Here is a 16,427-nt window from a genome sequence, read left to right on the forward strand (position 1 = left end):
ACTCCAGGTTCTAGGATCGCAAATCGTACGATTGTGCCTCCCGCCGAATTGCTTTTCACCAGATCGGGACACAGCTTCGCTTTGTGGATGCAATCCCGCTCCATGAGAAACGACACCATTTGTCGTCCTCGTAAGGCTCCGAAGGTCCGTCGCTGCCTTTCATGCAGCCCATAAAATGTAGAGTGGGCTACTCTCCTTATGAGTTTATGCGGCGGATTGACGCACAACTCAAGCAATGTTATTCAGGTGCTAATTGGTCAGGCCAGTTGACCAGCTGCGCGGCTTGAGGAGAAGCCGCCGGGGAGGCCCACGATGTTTTCGCCTGTTGAATCACGCCGTCTTTATAGACAGGTTGCGGATCAGATTCGATTGATGATCGCGAGCGGCGAGCTTGCCGTCGGCCAGCGGCTGCCGGCTGAGCGCGACCTCGCGGAGCAACTGTCGGTCTCACGCCCGACCGTCCGCGAGGCGCTGATCGTCCTGGAGGTCGAGGGCCTCGTCAACATCCGCATGGGATCCGGCATCTATGTGGTGCGCCAGCATGCTGCGACCGTCACTGGGGCCGAGCGCGAGCCGGTGGAGGGGCCTTTCGAACTGCTGCAGGCGCGGGCCCTCATCGAATGCGCCATCGCCGAAGAAGCTGCCGGTCGCGCCAAACCGGACGATATCGCTCTGCTCGATGAAGCTCTGACGCGCATGGGTGGTGTGGTCAACGATGCAATCGCAGTACTCGATGCCGATCGCGCCTTCCACACCGGCATTGCCGCCATCATTGGGAATGCGACATTGATCCGTGTGACGGGCGAGATGTTCGACATGCGCATGACCCCTTATTTCGCAAGGCTCGCCAGCCACTTCGAGGGGCCTACGACATGGCGTAGCGCCCTGAACGAGCATCGGGCCATTCGCGACGCGATCGCCGCCGGCGATGCCGCTGGCGCCAAGGCGGCCATGCGCGCCCATCTCACAATGTCGCAGAAGAGGTTTTCCGAGAGCTTCGGGGAGGAGTTCTCGGGGGAAGAGGAGCGCGGACGCAACAAGCGGCCGTCGAAAGGAACGACCAAGACTTAACCCAAGCTCGGGAGGAGAGAGCAATGAAAAGCAGACTGGCAACGATACTTTGCACTGCAGCCGCGATCATGGCGAGCAGCGCGATCGCGCAGGCCCAGACAGTGCTGAAATGGGCGCATGTCTATGAAACGTCGGAGCCCTTCCACACGGATTCCGTATGGGCCGCAGAAGAGATCAACAAGCGCACCGATGGGCGCTACAAGATCGAGGTCTATCCCGCGTCTCAGCTCGGCAAGGAAGCCGATATCAACCAGGGCCTCAAGCTCGGGACGGTCGACATCATCATTTCGGGATCGAGCTTCGCGGCCCGTGACTACAAGCCGATCGGCGTGACTTACTTCCCCTATATCTTCCGCGGTCCCGATCACCTGATCGCCTACACCAAGAGCGATGTCTTCAAGCGTCTTGCCAAAGGCTATGAAGACAAGACCGGCAACCACATTGCCGCCGTCAGCTATTACGGCACGCGCCATACGACATCAAACAAGCCGATTGCCAAATGCGCCGATATGCAGGGCTTGAAGATCCGGGTGCCTGACGTCCCGGCCTATCTCGCCATGCCGCGCGCCTGCGGTGCCAACACCACGCCGATCGCCTTTGCCGAAGTCTATCTCGCTTTGCAGAACGGCACGGTTGAGGCACAGGAAAACCCGCTGACGACAATCGAGGCGAAGAAGTTCTACGAAGTCCAGAAGAACATCATCCTCACCGGCCACATCGTCGATCACCTCAACACCGTGATCTCGAAGACGCGGTGGGCGAGCCTTTCCGACGAGGACAAGAAGATCTTCGGCGAGGTCATGCAGGAGGCGGCCGAGCGCACGAGCAAGACGATCGCCGGCAAGGAAAATAGCCTCATTGCGACCTTCAAGGAAAAGGGCCTGAATGTCACCGAGGTCGACAAGGCCGATTTCGAAAAGACCGTGATGGAAAAGGTCAACTTCGAGGATTTCGGCTACGAGAAAGCCGATTGGGAAGCAATCCGCGCGATCCAGTAAACTCCGCGGCGCGGCGCCTGACAGCGCCGCGCGTCTTTCAGACGCGCAAGGACGCTGTAACACTTTGGTTGCTGCAGACGCCGCGCTCCTTCATTCCGAACTGGAACAGGGCCGATCATGTCGCAAGAAATTCATACGCAAATCACGGCCGAAGACATCGGTCACGAGTTCGAAGGCCACGCGCCGACCGCAAACGTCTCAGATTACGCCATCGAGGACTGGATCACGCTGCTCGTCTTCTGGCTGATGGCCGGTTGCGTCTTCCTGCAGTTCTTCACGCGCTATGTGCTGAACGACAGCTACGCATGGACCGAGGAGATCGCGATCAATTGTCTGATCGGTGTCGTCTTTCTCGGTTCCGTCATGTGCGTGCGCACGTCGCGGCATATCCAGGTGGACGTGTTCTATCACTACATGCCTGCAGGCCTGGCGCGCGTGCTCGCCACTTTCGTCGATATCGTCCGCATCGGCTTCTTCGCCTATGGCTGCCATCTGATGTGGCGCTACGTCGACATCGTGGCGGACGAGCAGATGGTCACCGTCGACCTGCCGCGCAACATCGTCTTCTACGCCGTTCTCGTCGCCTTCGTGCTGATGTTGATCCGCGCGGTCGTCGTCTTTATCGCCAACATGCGCCGCGGCTACTCCGTTCTGGAGCGCCCCGAAGAATTCCAGACCATCGAGGATTGATCTGATGCTGCTGCTTCTTGGCTCGTTTCTGGTGCTGATGCTGGTCGGGGTGCCCGTTGCCATCTCTATGGCCGTCGCATCCGTGCTCTACATCGTCCTTTATGGCGTCGCGCCCGACATCATCGTCGCCCAGCGCATGATCGCCGGCGTCGAAAGCTTCCCGCTGCTCGCCGTGCCGTTCTTCATCCTCGCGGGCAACCTGATGAACTCGGCCGGTGTCACCGGACGCATCTATTCCTTTGCTGTTGCTCTCGTCGGCTGGATGAAGGGCGGTCTCGCGCAAGTCAACATCATCGGTTCGGTGATCTTCTCCGGCATGTCGGGCACAGCGCTCGCCGACGCAGCCGGTATCGGCACGATCGAGATCAAGGCGATGAAGGATCACGGCTATCCGGTCGAGGCCGCGGTCGGCGTGACGGCGGCTTCGGCAACGCTCGGCCCGATCTTCCCGCCGTCGCTGCCTTTCGTGATCTACGGCATGATGGCGAACGTCTCGATCGGCGCCCTTTTCATGGCGGGCATCCTGCCCGGCATTGTCATGACGCTCCTGATGATGATCACCGTCGCCGCCTTTGCCTATTGGAAGCGTTGGGGCTCCGACGCGCCGTTCGATGTGAGGCAGCTGCTGTCGGCAGGGATGGAAATCGTCGTCGTCCTGGCGGTGCCGCTGGCCATCTATCTGCTGATGCAGGCGGGCGTATCGATGAATGTTGCGGCGGGCATTGCCCTTGCCCTGCTTCTCGCGCTCGACTGGTATTTCCGCTTCTCCGCCGTCATGGCGCTGATGACACCCGTCATCCTGATCGGCGGCATGACGATGGGCTGGTTCACGCCGACGGAGGCCGCCGTCGCAGCTGTCCTCTGGTCTCTGTTCCTCGGTCTGGTGCGCTACCGCACGATGACGCCCTCGACGCTCGCAAAGGCAAGTTTCGATACGATCGAGACGACGGCATCCGTTCTCTTCATCGTCACCGCGGCATCGGTCTTCGCATGGCTGCTGACGGTGAGTCAGGCGGCGCAGTTGCTGTCCGATGCGATCCTGTCGATCACCGACAATAAATGGGTTTTCCTGATCCTCGTGAACCTGCTGATGCTCTTCGTCGGCTGCTTCCTGGACACGATCGCGGCCATTACCATCCTCGTGCCGATCCTTCTGCCGATCGTCCTGAAATTCGGGATCGATCCCGTCCAGTTCGGTCTCATCATGACGCTGAACCTGATGATCGGCCTGCTGCACCCGCCGCTCGGCATGGTGCTGTTCGTGCTGTCGAGGGTCGCGAAACTCTCCGTCGAACGCACGACCATGGCGATCCTGCCCTGGCTGGTGCCGCTCTTCCTGGCGCTGATCCTGATCACCTTCGTCCCGGCGATATCGCTGTGGCTGCCGCAGCAGCTTGGACTGTTGAGATAGGATGGACACGATGCGGACACGTCTGGCACGGCTTTACCAAAAGGGCGATCTCAGGATCGAGACCGATACGGTTGCGGCCCCTGGTCCCGGCGAGGTGCTTCTCAAAATGGCGACCGCAGGTATCTGCGGTTCCGACCTGCATTACTACCAGGATGGAGGCTTCGGGCCGGTCAGGGTGCGCGAGCCGATCATACCCGGCCACGAGGCCTCGGGGACCGTCAGCCAAGTGGGCGAGGGGGTCGATCTGAAGGCTGGGACGCTGGTGGCGGTCAATCCCAGCCAACCCTGCGGGCATTGCGAATATTGTGAGAAAAACATGCCGATCCACTGCCTGGAAATGCGCTTCATGGGCAGCGCGATGCGCCTGCCGCATGAGCAGGGCATGTTCCGGGAATGGCTGGTGGTGCCGGCCAGGCAGTGCTTTGAGGTCGGAGTTGCGACAACTGCTGCAGAAGCGGCCTGCAGCGAGCCGCTATCCGTCTGCCTGCACGCGGCATCGCGCGCAGGGGATATCACAGGCAAACGCGTGCTGGTCACCGGAGCCGGCCCGATCGGCGCCCTAGCGGTTGCCGTCGCAGCTTATTATGGGGCTAACGAGATCGTGGTGACCGATCTCGCGGATGCCGCGCTGGACAGGGCAAAAGCGATGGGCGCCACCCGCACGATCGATGTTTCCAAGCATGCCCCTGCGCTTGCGGAATACGAGGCGGGAAAGGGCTATTTCGATCTCGTCTTCGAATGCTCGGCCGCCGCTCCGGCAATCCGCGGCGCAATTGCCGCTATCAGGCCACGCGGAACGATCGTGCAGGTCGGCGTCACAGGAGACGTCCCGATCCCTCTCAACGCCATCGTCGGCAAGGAGCTTCAACTCCACGGAACGCAGCGCTTCCACGAGGAGTTCGGTACCGCCGTCGACCTGATCTCCAGCCGCAAGATCGATGTGCGGCCGATCATCAGCCACAGCCTGCCGCTCGAAGAAGCCACCGCAGCCTTCATTCTCGCCGGTGACCGTACGGCGGCCTGCAAGGTGCAACTGACCTTTTAGAGCGCGTCGCCGAACTCATACCTGTTGCCCGGTGGCCCGATGAGTGATCGGAGGTCTCCGGTCGACTTGCCGACGCAGCATTCGCTGCGCCGTGCGGCAGCAACTTTTCCTGACCCGAACCTGCTTTCTCGCTGACTGGGCGAGCGGATTCGATTCCGGATCTCAAGAAGTTCTTGACGTTTATCTTATGTCTACATAATGTCTTTCAAAAGGATTATGAGATGGACGATGGCATTGCCTCCGAGATCGGCAACCCCGATCGTAAAACGAATCTGAGCCTGACGCTTCGCAGACGCATCCTGACGATGGAGCTGCCGCCGGGTGCGGTGTTGGACGAAGTGGCGCTGAGCGAGGAGTTTGGACTGTCTCGTCCGCCGGTTCGCGAGCTGATGCGGCAGATGGCTGGCGAAGGTTATATCGACCTGGAAGCCAACCGGGCGGCGCGTGTCAGTTCGATGAGTTACCAGTCGCTGCGCGACTTCTTTCTTCTTGCGCCGATGATCTACATCACCGCCAACAAGCTGGCGGCCGAGAATGGAACTCGCGGGCAGCTCGACGTGCTCAAGCAGATGCAGCAGTCATTTCGAAAGGCCGTCGACAATTGCGACGTCGAGGGGCGCGTCTTCTACAACGACCAGTTCCACCGCCAGATCGGCGAGATGGCGCACAACGTCTATCTGGTTCCGAGCCTGCGTCGACTGCAGATCGACCATGCACGCATCGGCAAGGTCTTCTACAAGCACCCGAACACGCCTCGCATGCAGGAAGAGCTCGAACTCGCCGCGCAACAACATGACGAGATGATCGACGCCATCGGGAAGCGCGATCCCGATGCAGCCGGAGAACTGGCGCGGCTTCACCTCGAGCTTTCACGACGAAACATGGCCATGTACGCGGCCCCAGAGGGTCTGGAGACGCCGACCCTCTAGGACCATTTGGCTCGACCCTTCGGCAGCGTAACGCGGAACACAAAACGAATGTCTGAATTCCAATTTGCAGGCCTAAATCTTGCCATCACGACGCCGTTCGACCATGCCGGACGCATCGACTACGGCAGGCTCGAACACAATGTCGAGCGCTACCTCGCAGCAGGCGTCAGGAGCTTCCTGTTCAGCTCTGGCACCGGCATGCACGTCTACCTTTCCAAGGACGACTCCGAGGAACTGATCCGACGCGGAGTGCGGATCGTCAATGGTCGGGCGAAGGTGATTGCACAGACTTCCGCGCTTCTGGTGGAGGACGTCGTCGAGCGTACCACTCGCGCGCGAGACGCTGGCGCCGAAGGTGTCATGGTTCTTCCGCCCTTCTTCGAAGGGCCGACGGACGACCAAGGCATCGTCGATTTCTATAGCGAGGTTGCGAAGGCCGGTCTGCCGGTGATCGGCTACAACGTTCCCCAAGCGGTCGGCGTCGCAGTCACGCCCGAACTTCTCGACAAGCTGAGCGAAATCCCCGGCTTCTGCGCCGTCAAGGATAGCAGCGGCGATCTTGGAAAGCAGGCAGCACTTATCCGCACCGGCCGTCTCGTCATGAACGGCGCTGACCCTCTCGTTCCCTACGCGCTCTATGCCGGATGCGACGGCCTGATCTGGGGTGGGGCGAACTTCGCTCCGAGAACCTGTGTCGCCCTCGTCGAGGCCGCCGCCAAGCACAAGTGGGACGAGGTTCGCGCGCTGTGGAAAATCTTGGAGCCGTCGATGGGGCTGATCTGGCAAGGCGATTACGTGCAGTCCGTCTATGCGGCGGCAGATCTGGTGGGCTACGGCGCCGGCGTTCCGCGAAAACCGCTGCGCGGGCTTGCCCCAGAAAAGCTTCCGGCCATCCGGCGCTCCCTCGAAACGCTCATGGAGCGTGAAGCGATTTAACGTGATCCAGGCCGCAAAAAACGTTTTCATTGCATCCAAGCTTCCGAAACGCGCAGGCGTTTCGGGCTGGGTGGCCACACTTGCGCCGCGTACGCCACAGCCCGCGCTGAACGGACCGGTCATTGCGGATGTCACGATCATCGGCGGTGGTTTCGCGGGCCTCTCCGCAGCCCGGCGTATCTCACGCCTGGACCCGAACGCACGGGTCGCCGTCCTCGAAGCGGGTATCGTCGGCGAGGGGCCGGCGGGCGCGAACTCGGGCTTCATCATCGACCTCCCGCACGAGGTCTCGTCCGACGACTTCAGCGGAGAGTCGGAGGCCAAATTCAGGCAGTCCGTCCTCATACAGCGCTCGGCCATCGCTCTGGCGACCGAGATGGCGACCGAAAACGGTTGGGGTAAGGACGTGTTTGATCCCTGTGGTCGATACAGCGTCGCCATCAGCGCGGAAGGCGACAGGCACCTCGAGGACTATGCGCAGCAGCTCTCGAAAATGGGCGAAGATCATCGGCTCCTGAGCGCCAGCGAGATCGACGCCGTGACGGGATCGCCGGTCTACACCTCCGGTCTGTTCATGCCCGGCACGGTCATCGTGCAGCCCGCCGCCTACATTCGCGGGGTCGCCGACTGCCTGAAGGAGCCGGTCACCCTTTACGAGCGGTCGCCAGCCCTCTCGTTCGAGCGCCTCGGTACGGGATGGCTCGTCAAGACGCCGCAGGGTTCCGTGCAGGCGGCAAAGATCATCATGGCAAACAACGGACATGCGGAGAGCTTCGGCTTCTTCCGTGGGCGTCTGCTCCATGTCTTCACTTATGCCTCCCTCACCGAGGAGTTCGACCCCTCGCGCCTCGGCGGAGAACGGAAGTGGGCCGCCACTCCCGCCCTGCCGATGGGAACAACTGTCCGCCGCATCAGCACCGGCGCGGGCGACCGAATCCTGGTGCGCTCGCGCTACAGCTATAATCCTAGCATCGCAGTCAGCGACGCCGCGATCCAGCGAGCCGGCCGCCTCCACGACGGCAAGTTCTCCAATCGCTTTCCCACCCTTGGTGGCGTCGGGTTGCAGTACCGCTGGGCCGGCGCGATGGCACTCACACGCAATCATGTTCCGGCATTCGGTGAGATCGAGCGCGGCGTATTCGCGGCATGCGGCTGCAACGGCCTTGGAGCGTCGAACTCGACAGCGTCAGGGATCGCGGCTGCGGAACTGGCGCTCGGACACGATTCCGAACTCGGCCGCGTCTACGCGCGCCTGGCTGCCCCGACGGCATTGCCGCCGCAGCCGTTCACGACGATCGGAGCAAAGATCCACCTCGCCTATCGCGAGTGGAGTGCAGGATCCGAGTGATAGGCGGGTTCTCCAATCTGCGCCAGCGGCGCAGTTGACGATACAGCGAGGCTTGCCATGCGCGATGTGGATGGATGCGCGGGTGGTTCGCGGTTCAGCGCCTGCCCCTCGTGCGCGTCGCTAGAACATTGCGGATCGAGAAGCTGGAATGGATCCTGAGGACGCCGGGCAAGGTCGACAGGATCTCTTTATGGATCCGCTCGAACTCGCCCGCATTGGCAACCTCCACGCGCAGCAGATAGTCGGAACCGCCCGTCATCAGAAAACATTCCCGGATCTCGGGATGCCGGCGAACCGCCGCCTCAAGGCGGTCGAGATAGTCCTCCGTTTGTCGCTCTAGGGTGATGTTGATGATCACGGCGATCATCTCATCCGCATTGCCGGTGTCGACCAGCACCGTATAGCCGCGGATCACGCCTGATTTTTCCATGATCTTGATGCGCCTGAGGCAGGCCGAGGGAGAAAGACCGATCTCGGCGGCGAGCTTGGCATTGCTCATGCGGGCATCGAGGCGCAGTAGCCTCAGGATATTGCGATCGATGGCGTCGAGAGCGGGCATGATAGATCGTTCCAAATTTTTATCGATTATGCGGCTAATAAGCAAATCAAGCAATAATCGACTGCTGAATGATAGGCAATTTCGCTCATTATTTCATAAACTCCCTGAGATCAAAAAAAGGGGTGGACATGGATAGCGACATTTTGGTTTCCCGCACACGAACTGCCACGACCACGCAGGGAGCCACGGGCTATCTGACGATCGATCTTGCCGCCATCGGCCGTAACTATCGCAAGCTCGTTTCGATGCTGGCGCCGGTCCGCGCGGGCGCCGTCGTCAAGGCCGACGCCTATGGCCTCGGCGCCGAGCGGGTTGCGAGAACGCTTTACAGGGAAGGTTGCAGGCATTTCTTCGTCGCCCAATTTGTCGAGGCCGTGAGGCTTCGGCCGGCCCTTGCGCAGGACGCTCAGATTTTCGTGTTGAACGGATTGCAGCCGGGTAACGAGATCGCCTGCGCCGAGATGGGCATTGTCCCGGTTCTCAATTCGCTGGCGCAGTGGCGGCAATGGTCGGCGGCTGCGCGCGTTCTGAAGCGCAGCCTGCCAGCCGTCCTGCAATTCGACACCGGCATGTCGCGGCTCGGTTTTCCCAGGGAAGAGCGAGCAGAGCTGGCGGCGGCTCTTCGCGATGGCACCAATGTCGAAATCCTGTTCATCATGAGCCATCTGGCTTCGGCCGATGACATCGACAGTGAGCAGAACGGCGAGCAGTTTGCCGAGATGTCCCGCATTGCCGACAAATTTCCGGGGTTCGATATTTCCTTCGCCAATTCCGGCGGCGTTTTCCTGGGTGAGGCCTATCACGGCGTGCTCGCCCGCCCGGGCATCGCGCTCTATGGCGGCGCTCCGAACGCCGGCGAGAAGAACCCTATGGAGCCGGTGGTCAGCCTCAATGTCGCCGTCGTGCAGACGCGCACCGTGCCGGCGGGGGCGAAAGTCGGTTATGGCGGCGCGCATGTCACGCAACGGGAAACCCGTCTCGCCACCATTGCCGCCGGCTATGCGGATGGCCTGCCGCGATGCCTGAGCGACCGCGGCGCCGTCTATTTCAAGGGCACACGCCTGCCGATCGTCGGCCGTGTGTCGATGGACAGTGCGACCGTCGACATCACAGCGCTGCCCGAAGGGGCGCTGGCCTTTGGCAGCCTTGTCGAAGTGCTTGGCCGCCATCAGACGCTCGAGGACGTTGCCCGCGACGCCGGCACCATTTCTTACGAAATCCTAACCGGCCTGGGCGATCGTTACGACAGGCAATATCGCTAAGAGCCGGCGGCTCCATCATTGGGAACATCATGAAGGTCATCGTTCTAGGAGCCGGCATCGTCGGCGTCACATCCGCTTATCAACTGGCCAAGGCCGGCCATGACGTCACGGTCGTTGACCGGCAGTCGGGCCCGGCGCTGGAGACGAGCTTTGCCAATGCCGGAGAAGTCTCCTTCGGCTATTGCTCGCCATGGGCAGCGCCCGGCATTCCCATGAAGGCCATGAAGTGGCTGTTCATGAAGCACGCGCCGCTCATCCTGCGCCCGAAACTCGACATGGCCATGCTCTCCTGGATGGCAAGGATGCTGTCGAACTGCACCTCCGAGCGCTATGCGATCAACAAAAGCCGCATGCTGCGCCTTGCAGACTACAGCCGCATCGCGCTGGCCGATCTTCGCGCCGAGACCGGCATCGCCTATGACGAACGCATGCAGGGAACCCTGCAGCTGTTCCGCACGCAGCAGCAGCTCGAGTCCTCGGCAAAGGATGTCAAGGCACTGGCTGCCGACGGCATTCCCTATGAGGTGCTGGATCGGGACGGATGTGTCCGCTTCGAACCAGCATTGAGGCACGTGCGCGACAAGATTGTCGGCGGTCTGCTGACGCCGAAGGACGAAACCGGCGACTGCTTCAAGTTCACCAATGCGCTGGCGGCCAAAGCTGCGGCGCTCGGTGTCCGTTTTGCTTACGGGACGACGATCAAGGCGCTGGATGTCGAGGCCGGCCGGGTGCGCGGGGTCATCACCGATCGTGAGCGGATGAGCGCGGAGGCCGTGGTGGTCGCGCTCGGCAGCTATTCGCCACTGTTGCTCAAGCCGCTCGGCATCCGGCTGCCGGTCTATCCGGTCAAGGGCTATTCGCTCACCATCCCGATCACCGATGCGTCACGCGCGCCGGAATCGACCGTGATGGACGAGACCTACAAGATTGCGATTACCCGGCTCGGCGACCGCATTCGCGTCGGCGGCATGGCTGAAATATCAGGCTATACCAACGATCTCGGCCTGGCCCGCCGCAGCACGCTGGAACACTCGGTCACCGATCTTTTCCCCGGCGGCGATATTTCCAAGGCCTCCTTCTGGTCCGGCCTGCGGCCGATGACGCCGGATGGCACGCCGGTCATCGGCCCGACAAAGATCGCGGGCCTCTTCCTCAATACCGGTCACGGCACGCTCGGCTGGACCATGAGCACCGGTTCGGCGCGGCTCATCGGCGATCTCGTCGGCGGCCGCCAGCCGGAAATCGACGCGAGGGATCTCGCAATCAGCCGCTACGGCTGAAACGCCCGGGCAAAAAGAGATGAACATGATTGCACAAATCCATTATCACTTGTGTACATCGTCTACCGAGGTCACGGATGTCCGTTAATTCTCATATACATAACAATGGCGGCCTCACCGGAAATCTGGCGGCGCCGAGCATGCTATTTCGGGAAACGGCGCACAGCGGAACAGACCCGGACGAACTCTCGGAAATATTGTCGACGCCAAACTCCCCGATCAAGGTTGCGGCGGAAGGCAATATGCCGATTGCATACCGCTGCAATTTTGTCTCCGTGGGAGAAGAGGTAACCGTAGCCGACTGCACCTACGAAGGCACAATCTTGATCAGGCGGGAGGCGCCCAGCGACAGGATGATCGTTTTTCTACCGTTGGAAGGGAACGCGTCCTTCGACGGCATGCGGGAGCAAATATATTCGGTTCCCGCTCGTGGTACGATCCTTGAGGCAGGTCGTGCCGCAGGTGCCCGCCTGTTTGGGCCTCGCCGTCATTTCGGCCTGTTCGTCGATCAGGCGAAGATCGTCAGCCACCTCACGCATATGTTCGAACGAACGATCAGCGGCGACATCGATTTTCATCCTCACATCGATCTGACGACCGGTCCGGGGCTTGTATTGCAGCAACTTGTCTCGAGCCTCCATCGCGGCCTCAGCGGCAACGGACCGCTGCAACGGTCGCCGCTGGCAGCCAACTCGCTCTGCGACGCGGCGATCTATCTGCTTCTGGAGGCCTGCCCCAATCGCTATTCGAACGAGCTTGCGCTCCCTGCTCCGACACCGGCCCCACGCCATGTGAAGTGGGCGATCGACTTCATGCAGGAACACATCGCCGAGCCGATTTCGCTCAACGATATCGCGATGGCCGCCAAGATCAGCGTTCGGACTTTGCAACAGGGTTTCCGGCAGTTCAGGGATACGACCCCGATGGCCTACCTGCAGGAACTTCGGATGGTTGCCGCCCATCGCGATTTGCTCGCGTCTGACGCGAAGCAGGGCATTGCTGACGTCGCGCTCAGATGGGGATTTACGCATCTGGGGCGATTTGCAGCCGAATACAGGAAGCGCTTCGGCCAGCTGCCGTCACAGACTTTGAAGCGCTGAGCGCTCACCGGGTCTCACAGATCAGCCTGTCTGGAGCCGTCGACGAACAATCCCTGCGTGGAAGTTTGCTCCATGCGAGAGGCCGGCGTCGTTGAAGTCATAGGTCGGGTTATGGAGCGGCGGCGAGTGCTCGCCATTGCCCAGGAATACGAAACAGCCCGGCACCCGCGAGAGGAACTGCGCGAAGTCTTCGGATCCGGTCATCGGCTTGCGTGCAATGACGACATTCGAAGCACCGTAGAGATCGCGTGCCACAGTCAGGGCCTCCTCCGTCAAGGCAGGGTCGTTCATGAGAGGCACGAATTCCCTGGTGTAGACGACATCGGCCTTGACGTTGTAGGTCATGGCCGTGCCCTCAGCGATCAGACGCATCTGCTTCTCGATCGTCTCGCTGATCTCCGAACGGAAGCTGCGGGCATCGCCCAGAATGCGGGCGAGGCCAGGGAGCGCATTCCTCGTGCCGTCGGTGATCAGTTCCGTGACGGACACGACGCCGATATCGGCCGGATCCAGCCGCCTGGAGACGATGGTCTGCAGGTTGGTCACGAGCGCGCAGGCCGCGACGAGCACCTCGTTGCCCCAGTGCGGTCGTGCGGCATGGCCGCCGACGCCCGTTAGCGTAATCTCGAAATTGTCCTCGGCCGACATGATCTCGTCAGGACGCGTTTGGAAGCTGCCGACGCCGATCCCCGGCATGTTGTGGATGCCGTAGATTTCGTCGAACGGGAATCTTTCGAAGAGCCCGTCGGCGATCATCGCCAGCGCGCCTTTGCCCCATTCTTCGGCCGGTTGGAAGATGAAGTGCACGGTGCCGTCGAAACCGCCTTCACCGGCCAGGATCTTTGCTGCGCCGAGCAGCATCGTGGTGTGGCCGTCGTGACCGCAGGCATGCATGATGCCCGGATTTTGAGACCGGTGCGGGGTGTTCGTCTGTTCGTTGATCCTGAGCGCATCCATATCGGCGCGCAGGGCAACGGCGCGATTGCCGCTGCCACGCTTCAGCGTTGCGACGACTCCTGTGCCGCCGACGCCCTCGACGACCTCGTCGAGCCCGAATTCCCGCAGCTTGGCGGCGACGAAGGCCGACGTCCGCTGCTCCTCGAAGCCGAACTCGGGGTGAGTGTGAAGATCGTGTCTCCACGCCGTCATTTCCGCATGAAGCGCGTGCCTGTCGATGGTCATGCCGGCAATCCTTCCGTGGCAAGCCGGCGAACGACGTCAAGCAGGATATTCGTGCCTGCGAGGAGATCGTGGTCGGCGGTATATTCCTTGGGATTATGGCTGATGCCGCCGATGCTCGGCACGAAGATCATCGCCGACGGGGCGATCCTGGCGATCATCTGCGCATCGTGGCCGGCCCCGGAGGTCATCCGCCGGCAGGCGAGACCGCGGTCCCGTGCCGCGTTTTCGACCAGCCTCACGATCCCCTGATCGAACTTCACAGGCTCGAACCTGGCAAGCCTTTCCACCGATACGCCGACCTGTTCCTCGGCGGATAGCCCGGTCAGGAATGCTGCGAGCGCGGCTTCCTCTTCCTTCAGCCGCTCCTCGTCCGGGTCGCGGAGATCGACCGTGAACGTCGCCCGCGATGGGATCACGTTGATGACATCAGGTTCGAACCGCATGCAACCGACCGTCGCGACCGTCGGCGTGTTCGATGCGTTCGCCCGGTCGCGCAGGAAGGTGACGACCCGTGCGGCGGCATGGCCCGCGTCGCGGCGCATGGAGATCGGCGTCGTTCCGGCATGATTGGCGTCCCCCGTGATGACAACCCTCTGCCAGGAAATGCCTTGCAGATGTTCCACGGCGCCGACGGGAATGCCCTCGCGTTCGAGGATCGGCCCCTGCTCGATATGCAGCTCGATATAGGCATGCGGTCTGAGGAACCCCGGTTGATGCTCGCCGGCATAGCCTATCCGCTCGAGTTCATCGCCGAGCATCGTTCCATCGGTGCCGATGGTGGCAAGCGCCGTATCGACATGCAGGCCGCCCGCATAGACCAGGGATCCCATCATATCGGGTGCGTAGCGCACGCCCTCCTCGTTGGTGAAGGCCGCAACGACGATCGGACGAGATGGCGTCAAGCCTTCCGCCTTCAGCGTTTCGATCACTTCGAGCCCGGAAAGGGTGCCGTAGCAGCCGTCGTAAATGCCGGCGCCGATGACCGTGTCGATATGCGAGCCAAGCATGAGGGGCGCGGCGTCAACGGTACCTTCAGGCTTCCAGATGCCGAAGATATTGCCGATGCGATCGACGGCGACCTCAAGTCCTGCGCCCTCGATCCAGCCGACGAACCGGTCGCGGCCGAGCTTCTCCGTATCGGAAGCCGCCAGCCGGATCAGCCGGCCGTCGGCATCCCGGCCGATCTCGCCGAGCGTCCGGATCCGTCCGAGCAGACGCGCCGCATCGATCGATTGTCCGGTCATGTCAGCGCTCCTTCACGGTTCTTGGCAACGACTGCTGCGGGCGACAGTCCGACGATCTCTTGATATTTGCCCGGATCGGTCGCGCCTTCCGTATTCACGACGAAGATACGGGAGCGGCCGTCGATCGACAGGGCGGCCCTGACCGCCGGATCGGCGACGGCCTTCATGGCCCCTGCGAGGCCGACACCACCGCTTTCGCCGGCGACGACCGCGGGATCACCGGAGACCGGGTGGGCAAGGCGCATCATGACGTCGGTCGCATCTGCCTCGTCCACCGTCATGAAGGCGTCGGCGGCGCGGGAGAGAACCCGCCAAGCGACGAGAGAGGGTTCGTAACATTCGAGCATGGCCATGACGGTCGGTTCGCCATGGGCGATCGTGACCGGACGTCCGGCGCGCGCCGTCTCGAACAGGCATGCAGCGCGGGCGGGATCGACGACCGTGAAGAGGGGACGACTTTCGCCGAGTGCAATTGCTAGGTGGCCGGCCACCGCTGCGGCAATTCCCCCGACGCCGGACTGGATGAACACATGGGTCGGCGGCTCCGGCATCTGCCTGAGAGCTTCCCTGACGAGGGCGGTATAACCTTGCATAACCAGACCGGGGATCCGCTCATAGCCCGGCCAGGACGTATCCGAAACGATGATCCAGCCGTTCGCCTCGGCCACGCGGGCCGCCTCCCGGACGGAGTCGTCATAGGTTCCCTGGACACGGATCATCTCGGCGCCGAGGCGGGCGATGGCGGCGACGCGTTCGTCGCTGACGCCTGAGTGTACGAAGATTGCCGCGCGCGCACCGACCAGCTGCGCGCCTTGGGCCACCGAACGGCCATGGTTGCCGTCGGTTGCGCAGGCGACCGTCATCGCCTGCGCAACGGCGCGGGTATCAGGCGAATGCAGCTCCGCCATGTCGACGACGCGGCCGAGCCGCTGCTCGGCCTGTTCGAGGACAAGGCGGATCACCGCATAGGCTCCCCCGAGCGCCTTGAAACTTCCAAGTCCGAGGCGATGGCCTTCGTCCTTGACGTGGATCGCGGCGACGCCGATTTCGCTCGCCAATCCGGGCAAAGCCACGAGCGGCGTTACCCTATGGTCCCTCCGGCAAGCGAGGTGGCGTTCCACCTCCACGGCGGCGGAGGCGTCGAGCGTTTTCTCATCTCTCGGGTCAAGTGCCAGACGATAGTCCGCTGTGGTGTTCAAAAGAAACATCGCGCACCTTTATGTGTGGTTTCGCTGAACTCTATTGCAGCACTGACGAAAAAGGCGCTGATATTTGACCGTTCATTTGCAATTTTGTTTCATTGGAGCATCGATTTGCGCAGCCCCATTCACCAGCCGCATCTCGACGATTTCGACCGGAAGATCCTCGCCAT

The 16,427-nt window shown here is 61.8% G+C and carries 15 protein-coding genes; 11 read left to right on the top strand and 4 right to left on the bottom strand.

The window, feature by feature from the left end; genetic code table 11:
* Positions 1–312: 312 nt before the first annotated feature.
* The 8 genes from CUJ84_RS25980 to CUJ84_RS26015 all read left to right on the top strand — a co-directional run bounded on the left by CUJ84_RS25980 (position 313) and on the right by CUJ84_RS26015 (position 8,428).
* On the top strand, positions 313–1,071 hold the full coding sequence (locus tag CUJ84_RS25980) for a FadR/GntR family transcriptional regulator (RefSeq protein WP_105008570.1): 759 nt from the start codon (positions 313–315) through the stop codon (positions 1,069–1,071).
* A gap of 23 nt (positions 1,072–1,094) precedes the next feature.
* Positions 1,095–2,069 (top strand): sialic acid TRAP transporter substrate-binding protein SiaP, encoded by a 975-nt coding sequence (locus CUJ84_RS25985; RefSeq protein WP_105008571.1) that lies wholly within the window; start codon positions 1,095–1,097, stop codon positions 2,067–2,069.
* A gap of 117 nt (positions 2,070–2,186) precedes the next feature.
* Positions 2,187–2,759 carry a TRAP transporter small permease gene (locus tag CUJ84_RS25990; protein WP_105008572.1) on the top strand — a complete coding sequence of 191 codons (573 nt, stop codon included), beginning with the start codon at positions 2,187–2,189 and terminating at the stop codon, positions 2,757–2,759.
* 4 nt (positions 2,760–2,763) lie between these two features.
* Positions 2,764–4,170 (top strand): TRAP transporter large permease, encoded by a 1,407-nt coding sequence (locus CUJ84_RS25995; protein WP_024322044.1) that lies wholly within the window; start codon positions 2,764–2,766, stop codon positions 4,168–4,170.
* A gap of 10 nt (positions 4,171–4,180) precedes the next feature.
* Positions 4,181–5,215: an L-idonate 5-dehydrogenase gene (locus tag CUJ84_RS26000; protein WP_105009172.1), complete on the top strand. Its 1,035-nt coding sequence runs from the start codon at positions 4,181–4,183 to the stop codon at positions 5,213–5,215.
* 221 nt (positions 5,216–5,436) lie between these two features.
* The gene (locus CUJ84_RS26005) at positions 5,437–6,144 is read left to right on the top strand and encodes a GntR family transcriptional regulator (RefSeq protein WP_105008573.1); all 708 of its coding nucleotides are present in this window, start codon (positions 5,437–5,439) and stop codon (positions 6,142–6,144) included.
* Positions 6,145–6,192: 48 nt separating this feature from the next.
* Positions 6,193–7,080: a dihydrodipicolinate synthase family protein gene (locus CUJ84_RS26010; protein ID WP_105008574.1), complete on the top strand. Its 888-nt coding sequence runs from the start codon at positions 6,193–6,195 to the stop codon at positions 7,078–7,080.
* A gap of 1 nt (position 7,081) precedes the next feature.
* Positions 7,082–8,428 (top strand): NAD(P)/FAD-dependent oxidoreductase, encoded by a 1,347-nt coding sequence (locus CUJ84_RS26015; RefSeq protein ID WP_105008575.1) that lies wholly within the window; start codon positions 7,082–7,084, stop codon positions 8,426–8,428.
* A gap of 94 nt (positions 8,429–8,522) precedes the next feature.
* On the opposite strand, the gene CUJ84_RS26020 is transcribed toward CUJ84_RS26015, so the two are convergent.
* Complete coding sequence (locus CUJ84_RS26020; RefSeq protein WP_003550368.1) at positions 8,523–8,987, bottom strand: Lrp/AsnC family transcriptional regulator; 465 nt, start codon at positions 8,985–8,987, stop codon at positions 8,523–8,525.
* Between the two features lie 128 nt (positions 8,988–9,115).
* On the opposite strand from CUJ84_RS26020, the gene alr reads away from it, so the two are divergent.
* The 3 genes from alr to CUJ84_RS26035 all read left to right on the top strand — a co-directional run bounded on the left by alr (position 9,116) and on the right by CUJ84_RS26035 (position 12,629).
* Positions 9,116–10,249 (top strand): alanine racemase, encoded by a 1,134-nt coding sequence (gene alr, locus CUJ84_RS26025; protein WP_105008576.1) that lies wholly within the window; start codon positions 9,116–9,118, stop codon positions 10,247–10,249.
* A gap of 29 nt (positions 10,250–10,278) precedes the next feature.
* On the top strand, positions 10,279–11,529 hold the full coding sequence (locus tag CUJ84_RS26030; RefSeq protein ID WP_105008577.1) for a D-amino acid dehydrogenase: 1,251 nt from the start codon (positions 10,279–10,281) through the stop codon (positions 11,527–11,529).
* 77 nt (positions 11,530–11,606) lie between these two features.
* A complete protein-coding gene (locus CUJ84_RS26035; protein WP_105008578.1) occupies positions 11,607–12,629 on the top strand; it encodes a helix-turn-helix transcriptional regulator in 1,023 nt (340 codons plus the stop codon).
* 21 nt (positions 12,630–12,650) lie between these two features.
* Here the strand turns inward: CUJ84_RS26035 and CUJ84_RS26040 are convergent, their stop codons facing one another.
* The 3 genes from CUJ84_RS26040 to CUJ84_RS26050 are packed head-to-tail and all read right to left on the bottom strand — an operon-like array spanning position 12,651 to position 16,263.
* Positions 12,651–13,811, bottom strand: a complete 1,161-nt coding sequence (locus CUJ84_RS26040) for a M20 aminoacylase family protein (RefSeq protein ID WP_105008579.1) — start codon at positions 13,809–13,811, stop codon at positions 12,651–12,653.
* Positions 13,808–15,055: a Zn-dependent hydrolase gene (locus tag CUJ84_RS26045; protein WP_105008580.1), complete on the bottom strand. Its 1,248-nt coding sequence runs from the start codon at positions 15,053–15,055 to the stop codon at positions 13,808–13,810. The genes CUJ84_RS26040 and CUJ84_RS26045 overlap by 4 nt, the downstream gene beginning before the upstream one ends.
* The gene (locus tag CUJ84_RS26050; RefSeq protein WP_105008581.1) at positions 15,052–16,263 is read right to left on the bottom strand and encodes a diaminopropionate ammonia-lyase; all 1,212 of its coding nucleotides are present in this window, start codon (positions 16,261–16,263) and stop codon (positions 15,052–15,054) included. Before CUJ84_RS26050 ends, CUJ84_RS26045 begins: the two co-directional genes overlap by 4 nt.
* Positions 16,264–16,427: the final 164 nt, after the last annotated feature.

The sequence above is a fragment of the Rhizobium leguminosarum genome, from assembly GCF_002953715.1.
In the GTDB taxonomy this organism is placed as follows: Bacteria; Pseudomonadota; Alphaproteobacteria; order Rhizobiales; family Rhizobiaceae; genus Rhizobium; species Rhizobium leguminosarum_V.

Excerpts from the sequence above, each read along its gene's own strand:
- CUJ84_RS25980 (WP_105008570.1), top strand. The coding sequence starts at position 313 with ATGTTTTCGCCTGTTGAATCACGCCGTCTTTATAGACAGGTTGCGGAT.
- CUJ84_RS25985 (WP_105008571.1), top strand. The coding sequence starts at position 1,095 with ATGAAAAGCAGACTGGCAACGATACTTTGCACTGCAGCCGCGATCATG.
- CUJ84_RS25990 (WP_105008572.1), top strand. The coding sequence starts at position 2,187 with ATGTCGCAAGAAATTCATACGCAAATCACGGCCGAAGACATCGGTCAC.
- CUJ84_RS25995 (WP_024322044.1), top strand. The coding sequence starts at position 2,764 with ATGCTGCTGCTTCTTGGCTCGTTTCTGGTGCTGATGCTGGTCGGGGTG.
- CUJ84_RS26000 (WP_105009172.1), top strand. The coding sequence starts at position 4,181 with ATGCGGACACGTCTGGCACGGCTTTACCAAAAGGGCGATCTCAGGATC.
- CUJ84_RS26005 (WP_105008573.1), top strand. The coding sequence starts at position 5,437 with ATGGACGATGGCATTGCCTCCGAGATCGGCAACCCCGATCGTAAAACG.
- CUJ84_RS26010 (WP_105008574.1), top strand. The coding sequence starts at position 6,193 with ATGTCTGAATTCCAATTTGCAGGCCTAAATCTTGCCATCACGACGCCG.
- CUJ84_RS26020 (WP_003550368.1), bottom strand. The coding sequence starts at position 8,987 with ATGCCCGCTCTCGACGCCATCGATCGCAATATCCTGAGGCTACTGCGC.
- alr (WP_105008576.1), top strand. The coding sequence starts at position 9,116 with ATGGATAGCGACATTTTGGTTTCCCGCACACGAACTGCCACGACCACG.
- CUJ84_RS26030 (WP_105008577.1), top strand. The coding sequence starts at position 10,279 with ATGAAGGTCATCGTTCTAGGAGCCGGCATCGTCGGCGTCACATCCGCT.
- CUJ84_RS26035 (WP_105008578.1), top strand. The coding sequence starts at position 11,607 with ATGTCCGTTAATTCTCATATACATAACAATGGCGGCCTCACCGGAAAT.
- CUJ84_RS26040 (WP_105008579.1), bottom strand. The coding sequence starts at position 13,811 with ATGACCATCGACAGGCACGCGCTTCATGCGGAAATGACGGCGTGGAGA.
- CUJ84_RS26045 (WP_105008580.1), bottom strand. The coding sequence starts at position 15,055 with ATGACCGGACAATCGATCGATGCGGCGCGTCTGCTCGGACGGATCCGG.
- CUJ84_RS26050 (WP_105008581.1), bottom strand. The coding sequence starts at position 16,263 with ATGTTTCTTTTGAACACCACAGCGGACTATCGTCTGGCACTTGACCCG.